The 7,443-nt window shown below is 70.0% G+C and carries 8 protein-coding genes; 3 read left to right on the forward strand and 5 right to left on the reverse strand.

Going from position 1 to position 7,443, the window contains the following annotated elements; genetic code table 11:
• Positions 1-23: 23 nt before the first annotated feature.
• Positions 24-1,016, reverse strand: coding sequence for an L-glyceraldehyde 3-phosphate reductase (mgrA, locus tag ACF08F_RS19965; RefSeq protein ID WP_392299848.1), 993 nt, complete (start codon positions 1,014-1,016; stop codon positions 24-26).
• A 138-nt stretch (positions 1,017-1,154) separates the two neighbouring features.
• Here mgrA and ACF08F_RS19970 point away from each other — a divergent pair, with 138 nt between their 5' ends.
• Both ACF08F_RS19970 and ACF08F_RS19975 read left to right on the forward strand, forming a co-directional pair.
• Positions 1,155-2,039 (forward strand): LysR family transcriptional regulator, encoded by an 885-nt coding sequence (locus tag ACF08F_RS19970; protein ID WP_392299849.1) that lies wholly within the window; start codon positions 1,155-1,157, stop codon positions 2,037-2,039.
• A gap of 136 nt (positions 2,040-2,175) precedes the next feature.
• A complete protein-coding gene (locus ACF08F_RS19975) occupies positions 2,176-3,018 on the forward strand; it encodes a hypothetical protein (protein WP_392299850.1) in 843 nt (280 codons plus the stop codon).
• A gap of 110 nt (positions 3,019-3,128) precedes the next feature.
• Here ACF08F_RS19975 and ACF08F_RS19980 read toward each other — a convergent pair whose 3' ends face one another.
• Complete coding sequence (locus ACF08F_RS19980) at positions 3,129-3,734, reverse strand: dihydrofolate reductase family protein (RefSeq protein WP_392299851.1); 606 nt, start codon at positions 3,732-3,734, stop codon at positions 3,129-3,131.
• Positions 3,735-3,822: 88 nt separating this feature from the next.
• Here ACF08F_RS19980 and ACF08F_RS19985 point away from each other — a divergent pair, with 88 nt between their 5' ends.
• Positions 3,823-5,013, forward strand: coding sequence for a sulfotransferase (locus ACF08F_RS19985; RefSeq protein ID WP_392299852.1), 1,191 nt, complete (start codon positions 3,823-3,825; stop codon positions 5,011-5,013).
• 55 nt (positions 5,014-5,068) lie between these two features.
• Here the strand turns inward: ACF08F_RS19985 and ACF08F_RS19990 are convergent, their stop codons facing one another.
• The 3 genes from ACF08F_RS19990 to ACF08F_RS20000 all read right to left on the reverse strand — a co-directional run bounded on the left by ACF08F_RS19990 (position 5,069) and on the right by ACF08F_RS20000 (position 7,317).
• Entirely contained in the window at positions 5,069-5,524 is a 456-nt protein-coding gene (locus tag ACF08F_RS19990; protein WP_392299853.1) for a MarR family transcriptional regulator, read from the reverse strand.
• The gene (locus tag ACF08F_RS19995) at positions 5,521-6,015 is read right to left on the reverse strand and encodes a MarR family winged helix-turn-helix transcriptional regulator (protein WP_392299854.1); all 495 of its coding nucleotides are present in this window, start codon (positions 6,013-6,015) and stop codon (positions 5,521-5,523) included. Before ACF08F_RS19995 ends, ACF08F_RS19990 begins: the two co-directional genes overlap by 4 nt.
• A gap of 123 nt (positions 6,016-6,138) precedes the next feature.
• Positions 6,139-7,317 carry a serine hydrolase domain-containing protein gene (locus ACF08F_RS20000; RefSeq protein WP_392299855.1) on the reverse strand — a complete coding sequence of 393 codons (1,179 nt, stop codon included), beginning with the start codon at positions 7,315-7,317 and terminating at the stop codon, positions 6,139-6,141.
• Positions 7,318-7,443: the final 126 nt, after the last annotated feature.

Here is a 7,443-nt window from a genome sequence, read left to right on the forward strand (position 1 = left end):
CCACGCTCGCGGTGCCTCGTGGCTCAGGGGCGGGCCAGCGTGTCGACGAGGGCGAGTTCCGCGGTGTCGAATTCGAGGTTGCGCAGGGCGGCCACACTGTCCTCGAGCTGCCGTGCGCTGCTTGCTCCCACCAGGGCGGAGGTCACGCGGCCGCCGCGCAGCACCCAGGCGAGGGCGAGCTGGGCCAGGGTCTGGCCACGGGACGCGGCGATGTCGTTCAAGGCGCGCAACCGGGTGACCAGGTCCTCGGTGAGGGCGTCGCGGTTCAGGAAGGGGCTGTCGCTCGCGGCCCGGGAGTCATCGGGGATGCCGTCCAGGTAGCGCCCGGTGAGCAGGCCCTGTTCCAGCGGGGAGTAGGCGATGGAACCGACCCGCAGGTCGTCGAGGGCGTCGAGCAGGCCTTCGTCCTCCGGGCGCCGGTCGAGCATGGAGTAGCGGGGCTGGTGGATGGTCAGGGGGGTACCGAGCTCGCCGAGGATGCGGGCTGCCTCACGGGTCTGCTCGGCCGAGTAGTTGGAGACGCCGACGTAGAGCGCCTTGCCCTGCCGGACCGCGGAGTGCAGGGCGCCCATGGTCTCCTCCAGGGGCGTGTCCGGGTCGAAGCGGTGTGAGTAGAAGACGTCGACGTAGTCGAGGCCGAGCCGGCCCAGGCTCTGATCGAGCGACGACAGCAGGGACTTCCGGGAGCCCCACTCGCCGTACGGCCCGGGCCACATCAGGTATCCGGCCTTGGTGGAGACGACCAGCTCGTCGCGGTAGGGCGCGAAATCCGTCCGCAGGAACTCGCCGAGGGCGGACTCGGCCGCGCCGGGCGGCGGGCCGTAGTTGTTCGCCAGGTCGAAGTGGGTGACCCCGAGGTCGAAGGCACGGCGCAGGATGGCGCGCTGGGTCTGGGCGGGACGGTCCGGGCCGAAGTTGTGCCAGAGCCCCAGGGAGAGGGCCGGGAGCTTCAGGCCGCTGCGCCCGGAGCGCCGGTAGGGCATGTCGTCATAACGGGAGGGGTGTGCGGTGTACAACGCGACTCCATGGTGTGGGACCGGCGCACGGTGAGCGATGCGCGGCGGGTTCGTCGTGGCGTGACCAATCTCCCCCGACGTCTGGGCATGAATCCAACAGGAGAATCCGATGGGATTCAGCGCATAGGCTTCTGAGTCATGGAACTGCGCCATCTTCAGCACTTCGTCGCCGTCGCCGAGGACCGGCACTTCACACGGGCCGCGGAGCGGCTGATGGTCTCCCAGTCCGGCCTCTCGGCATCGATCCGCGCCCTGGAGCGGGACCTGAGGGCGCCGCTGTTCGTACGGAGCACCCGTCGGGTGACGCTGACGGAGGCCGGAAGGGCGCTGCTGGTCGAGGCGGAGCGCATCCTGGCACAGGTACGGGCGGCACACGAGGCGGTGGCGGCCGTGCAGGGCGTGGTGCGCGGCACGCTCTCCCTCGGGTCCGAGCAGTGCGTCGCCGGAGTGCACGTCGCGGGGCTGCTGGCTGCGTTCAGGCAGCGGCACCCGGAGGTGGAGATACGGCTCCGGCAGGAAGGTGGGCTCGCACTGGCCGAGGACGTCGCCGCGGGGCGCCTCGACCTGGCCTTCGCCTACCGTACCCGGGCGGATTCCGACCAACTGCGGTCGGTGCCGCTGGCCACCGAGCCGATGACCCTGCTGTGCCACTCCGAACACCCTCTCGCCGCGGCCGGCCCGGACCTCACCCTCGGAGACCTCGCCGAGGAGGTCTTCGTCGACTTCCACCCCGGCTGGGGACCACGCCGGGCCACGGACGAGGCCTTCGCCTCCGCGTGTGTACGGCGGACCGTGAGCCTGGAGGTGAACGACGTGCACAGCCTCCTGGACCTGGTGGAGGAGGGCCTCGGTGTCGCTGCCGTACCTCGGCATTTCCGGTACAAACGGGACTCCCTGCATGCCGCCCCTCTCGCCGACCCCGGCGAGGCGGTCTACGAGACGGTGGCCCTGCTGCCGCCGCCGCATGCCACCAGCCCGGCAGCCCGCGCGCTGATGAAGCTGCTGGAGAGAGACAGACGGTGACGGCCTCATGACCCGACTCCGACGAGGTCGCGCCCGCCCTCGGTGTCGGCGGCTCGCCGCACTCGTGAGGCCCTGTCCGCCTCACCGGCGGCGTTGCGCTCGGCCGACGAGCGGGCAAGACCTCTAGTCTCGGCCCGTGGGACAGCCCGATCAACGCGCCGAAGGCACAGGACCGTTCACGACCCGCCTCACCTGGCAGCCGCCCGGCGGCGGCACGGCCGTCTGGGAATCCCGGCCCGCCCGGCGCCGGGGCCTCATGGCCGTCCGTCCGCCCGGGGCGGCCGACGCCCGTGTTGCCAGCGCCGACGACACCGCCCTCGGCCGGCTGCGCAGGCTCAACGCCGTGGCCGCCACCGCCTTCGTCATCGGCGGAGCGCTCTTCGCGGCCGGCGCCGCCGTGGCCCAGTTCGGCTCCGCTGACGCCACCACCTGTGCCTCGATCTACTTCGCCGGCGGTCTGTTCTTCAACGCCGGCGGCTACGTCTCCCTGCTCCAGGTCGTCAACGCCCCGCGGCACGTGCCCGGAGGGGAGGCCACCCTCGTCGCCCAAGGGTGGCGGTGGTGGAGCTACGAGCCGATGCGGGTCGACTGGCTGAGCGCCTTCGTCCTGTTCGTCGGCACCCTGGTCTTCGCCGTCGACTTGCTCGACTCCTTCCTCCAGGGCCTGACCGCCCAGCAGGTCAACCGGTTGATCTGGGCACCCGATGTGATCGGTTGCGTGCTCTTCCTGATCTCCGGCCACCTCGCGTTCGCCGAGATCTGCCACGGCCGGCCGTGCGTCCGGCAGCGCGACCTCGGCTGGTGGATCGTCGCCGTGAACCAGCTGGGCTCCGTCCTCTTCATGGTCTCGGCACTCGCCGCGTACGACCGCCCCGCCACCGGCAGCCTGATCAACGCCGACATCGCCAACTGGGGCACCCTCACCGGGGCCCTTTGTTTCTCCGCGGGCGGCATCCTCCAGTACTACGAACGTCCCTGACGAGACGCCACGTATGAGTGCGCGCCGGACCAGCTGCTCCGGAGGCGCCGGGGGCTCCGCCCTGCCGGCGCCGGCCTGGCCGCTGTTCAGACCGGCGGTCGGGGCGACGGTCACGCAGGGGCGCCGAGCGGCGGGTGCTCGAGTACGCGGGGCTTGTACTCGACCAGCTGGATGCGGCCGTCGAAGGTGCGGTGCTCGGTCATCTCGAGGGCAACGTCCGGATAGCCGTCGTAGATGCGCTCTGCGCCCGTGGCCCCGGTGATCACCGGGAACATCACGACCCGGAAGCGGTCGACGAGGCCGGCTCGCAGCAGGGACCGACACAGGCTGAGGCTGCCGATCGTGCTGAGGAGACCCGACCCACTCGACTTCATGGCGCGGACCGCCTCGACGGCGTCGTCGCGGACGAGCGTGGAGTTCGCCCACGTCAGAGGCTCTTCGAGAGAGGACGAGAACACCACCTTGGACGCTCGCGTGAGCTCGTCGACGGACGCCTCTTCCTCGGGCCTGAACTCGTCCTGTCCATCGGGGACCTCGCCTGCGGCGAAGCCCGACATCAGGCGGTAGGTGTTCGCTCCCATCAGATAGGTGACCTCGGGCTGCTTGCCGAGCCATGCGAGGTACTCCGGGCCCTCGAGGCCCCAGAACCCGGGCCATCCCTCTCCTGATGCGTAGCCGTCGAGGGAAGTGATGAAGTCGACGAGAAGCTCCGACATGGCGGTGTCCTTTCCTGGGGTGTCACGAGCTTGGACCGGCCGGGAGCCATAAACTCATCGGCCACGCGGTGGAGCAACGAGAAAACCCATGGCGCTGCAGCCGATCAGACCAGCGCAGCGCCACCCGCCCGAACGGCCCGAGCCAACCCCCACGCGCAGGCGGGCCAAGGACAACGCTCAGGGGCCAAGTGAAACGCCTCCCGTCACGTTCCGCTATCGTGCGATCACCCGACCGGAAGGGGAGATCGTGCGCCCGTTGACGTTCATCGTGGGAACAGGCCGCAGCGGGTCGACCGCCCTGTCACGCGTGCTCAACCTCCACCCCGACGTACTCAGCCTCAACGAGCTGCTCGCCTCTGTAGGCGTCGGCGGTCTTCCGGAGGAGCGGCTGTCAGGGCAGGAGTTCTGGAACCTGCTCGCCGAGCCGAACCCGGTCTTCGAGAAGATGATCGGCTCGGGGGTTCCGCTCCCGGAGTTCCTCTACACGCGACGACCAGGGCGGTACGTCGCCCAGGGGGCGGGGATCCCGGCCATTCTGCTCATGGTGCTGCCCCACCTGTCGGACCAGCCGGACGACTTGTTCGACGACCTCGGGCGAACGGTCCGACGGTGGCCCGCCCGCCACGCGGCCGACCACTACCGCGCTCTGTTCGGGGTGCTGTGCGAACGGTTCGGTCGCACAGCGGTCGTGGAACGGTCGGGCTACTCCACTGAATGGATCCCCCGCCTCCGTAGGCTCTTTCCCGAGGCCCGGTTCGTTCACCTGGCCCGTTCCGGCCCTGACTGCGCCCTGTCCATGAGCCGGCATCCCGGCTACCGAACGATCCTGCTCCTGCGTGAGATCCTCGAACACTGCGGCGTCGGCCGCCTCTCCGAACTCACCGAGGATCACGTGCGGACTCTTCCGCCTGACCTGGCCCCCCTGCTCGCCGACCGGTTCGATCCCGCGCTGGTGTGGGACCGTGACATCCCGCTCACCGCGTTCGGCGAGCTGTGGTCCCGCCTGGTCACGGAAGGTATCGCCCACCTGGAGGAGACTCCCGCATCGATGCGGACCGCTTTGGTCTACGAGGAGCTGCTGGACCACCCGATCAGGGAACTGTCGCGCCTGGCCGAATTCCTCGGAGTGGAACCCGTCACGGGCTGGCTGACCACGGCGCAGAGCATGCTGGACGGCAGTCGCCGAGGCGCATCCAGTCGCCTGTCGCCAGCCAACCGGCACGCACTCGAGCGTAGCTGCGCGCAAGGGGACCGGGCTCTGGACCTACTCGGACACTGAGCTCGTCATCCTGCTGCGACGGCGGTCATCGGTCGCGGCCCCCCCACGGGCTCGGTCAGGTGGTCAGCGCCGCGAGCTCCGCGTTGGCACGCGCGGTGACCAGGGCGAGGACACGGCCGGCGGCGGCCAGGTCCTCGGCGGGTATCCCGCCCCAGACGCGGGCGGATACGGGGGCGGTCTCCGCGCTGGCGGCGGCGAGCGCCTCGCGCCCCGCATCCGTGGGGTGAAGGTGCGCGCCGTCCGCGACGAGCAGCTGCTTGGCCAGCAGCTCGTCGAGAGTGGCGCGGATGTCGGCCGGATCGGACTTGAGGGAGCCCTGGATCTGGGTGACGAGATCGTCCGCAGTCTGCGGGGCGTCGGCGGTGATGGCGGCGCGCAGGGTGACCTGCTGCTGGAAGGTGAAGCCGTGCCGGGCCAGGACGTGCTCCAGGACGCCGCGGGCGGCGTAGTGCGCCAGGCCGAGGGCGCGGGCGTCGGCGACAGGTGCGGTGGTGGATGCGTCGACGGTCATGATGTTCTCCCTTGAGTGCTCTCGTCGTTCGGTTCGGATGGAGTGAGAGGTGCGTCGAGCAGGGTCGTCAGCTCGTCGGTGAACGCGCGCGTCCGAGGCGCGTCGAGGCCGCCGAGCGGCTCCAGCAACTGCTGAAGCAGTTCCTGGACCACCGTGATCGCCTGCCGCGTGACGGCCCGGCCCTGCTCGGTGAGGGCAAGCTGCACGGCGCGCGGGTCGCGGGCGTCGCGGGTGCGCTCGATCAGGCCGGCCGACTCCAGGGCGCGCGCCAGCTTCGAGACGTACAGCGCCTCCAGACCGGTGTTGTCGGCGAGCCGGCGCTGACTGGGCCGTTCTCCTGCGCGCTGCATGCCGTGCAGCGACGCGACCAGTACGTACTGCGCGTGGGTGAGGCCGAGTGGGGCCAAGGCGCGATCGACCGCGACGCGCCACTTGTTGGCGAGCCGCCATACCAGGAAGCCGGGCGTGGGGCCCGGTGAAGCCTTGCTCATGTCGAGTAGAGTACATGGCGATTATGTCCATGGCTACTATCTTCTGGTGGACGTGTCGCCACACCCCGCGACGAGAACGCTTGAGGTCGGGGAATCAGCCGCAGGGCCGAACAAGCCGGTCGCTCAGGCGGATTCGGCCTGGCCGCTGCCGAACACCACGTCGACGAGCTTCTGTGTCGCCTGCTGGAACGCCACCGCCATGGACAGCGCCGCGTCGTCCACGTAGTTCACCGCGGCGGTCAGGGTCCTGCTGCCGTCGGGCGTGCTGTACATCAGCGCCGCGTGGCCCGCCATGCCGCCGTTGTGGGTGATGACGGTGCCGCCATCACCGACGTCCTGCACCATCACCCCCAGGCCGTAACCGGCCTTGGGATGCGTCGTGCACATCTCGGCGAGCAGCGGTGCGGGCAGGAGCTCGCCGCTCACCAGGGCGGAGATGAAGGTGTGGAGGTCCCGGGTGGTCGAGATCATGTCACCACCGGTGGCTATCCAGGAGGGGTTCTGGCGAGTGACGTCGACCGTCTCCCGCCGACCGCCGTCCTCGTACCGGTAGTAGGCGTGGGCGTGAGGCTCGGGGATCTCCGGGCTGGTGTCCGGCATCATGGTGCCCGACAGCCCGAGCGGCCCCAGGACCAGGCGCTGCATCTCCTCGGCGAGCGAGTGACCGGTGACCTTCTCGATCACCAGCCGGGCCAGCACGTAGTTGGTGTTGGAGTAGCTCCAGTCGCTCCCCGGCTCGAACCGGGCCGGCTTGGACAGCGCCAGGCGGACCAGCTCCTCCGGCCGGTAGGTCTTGAACCGGTTGTCCACCCACTCCCGGCCCGCGGTGGTCGCGGGGATGCCGGGCGCGAACGTCCCGTCGTCGTAGTACTCGCCGGTGAAGTTGAACACCCCGCTGGTGTGCTGGAGCAGCATCCGCACCGTGATCCGCCGGTCCGGCGCGAACTCGGGCAGGTAGTCGGCCACCGGGATGTCGAGCCCGACCTTGCCCTCGGCCACCAGTCGCAGCATCACGGTCGCGGTGAAGGGCTTGGTGACGCTGCCTATCCGGACATACCCGTCCGTCGCCGGCTGCGTGCTCTCGCCCAGCCTGCGCGTTCCGGCGCTACCGACCCACTCGCCCCGCTCGTCGTGCACGCGCAACGTCACGCCGGTGAAACCGGCCTCGACCATCTCCTCGATCGCTTTCCGCAGCTCCGGGCGCTCCTGCCCCGCAGCAGCCTCCGGCACGGTCGCAAGGTCAGGGGTGACCACCCCGGCATCGTCACGGCCTTCGGTGATCCTGCTGGTCACGTTCGTCATGGGTGTGCTCCTTCGGGCGGGATTACGGGGTTCAGATGCTGCGGGCGGTGATGTCGCCGTACGCGGTGGTGGCCTGGATGTTCAGGCCGGCCTTGGCGCCCTCGTTGTTCTGCAGCGTGTTGCGGA

The organism is Streptomyces sp. NPDC015130 (assembly GCF_043080005.1).
In the GTDB taxonomy this organism is placed as follows: domain Bacteria; phylum Actinomycetota; class Actinomycetes; order Streptomycetales; family Streptomycetaceae; genus Streptomyces.

Excerpts from the sequence above, each read along its gene's own strand:
- ACF08F_RS19985 (WP_392299852.1), top strand. The coding sequence starts at position 3,823 with ATGGCGCTGCAGCCGATCAGACCAGCGCAGCGCCACCCGCCCGAACGG.
- ACF08F_RS19995 (WP_392299854.1), bottom strand. The coding sequence starts at position 6,015 with ATGAGCAAGGCTTCACCGGGCCCCACGCCCGGCTTCCTGGTATGGCGG.
- ACF08F_RS20000 (WP_392299855.1), bottom strand. The coding sequence starts at position 7,317 with ATGACGAACGTGACCAGCAGGATCACCGAAGGCCGTGACGATGCCGGG.
- ACF08F_RS19990 (WP_392299853.1), bottom strand. The coding sequence starts at position 5,524 with ATGACCGTCGACGCATCCACCACCGCACCTGTCGCCGACGCCCGCGCC.
- ACF08F_RS19980 (WP_392299851.1), bottom strand. The coding sequence starts at position 3,734 with ATGTCGGAGCTTCTCGTCGACTTCATCACTTCCCTCGACGGCTACGCA.
- ACF08F_RS19970 (WP_392299849.1), top strand. The coding sequence starts at position 1,155 with ATGGAACTGCGCCATCTTCAGCACTTCGTCGCCGTCGCCGAGGACCGG.